This window comes from Janthinobacterium foliorum, assembly GCF_978021625.1.
In genome coordinates this window covers 1-301 of the sequence record NZ_CDXDQE010000097.1, presented here as the reverse complement: position 1 = coordinate 301, position 301 = coordinate 1, and the positions used below count along the sequence as shown (strand labels likewise).

Genomic DNA, 301 nt, shown 5'->3' with positions numbered 1-301 from the left:
TGCCCGAAGACGTGGGCGGCTGGTGGATACGCGAAATCGGCATCTACGACGAGGCGGGCGACCTGTGCGCCGTGGCCAACTGCCCGCCCAGCTACAAACCCCTAATGGCCGAGGGCAGCGGCCGCACGCAAGTGGTGCGCATCGTGCTGATCGTCACCAGCACGGCCGCCGTCGAACTGAAAATCGATCCTTCCGTCATCCTGGCCACACGCAAGTATGTTGATGACCAAGACATTACCGTGCGCGCGTACAGTGACGCGCAACTGGCCAAACACTTGGCCGCCGCCGATCCGCACCCGCT

At 63.8% G+C, this 301-nt stretch carries 1 protein-coding gene; it reads left to right on the top strand.

Features of this window, described 5'->3' with window-relative positions:
* The coding region (locus tag ACZ92H_RS29670; RefSeq protein WP_465052405.1) for a phage tail protein at nucleotides 1-301 on the top strand (301 nt) is incomplete at both ends.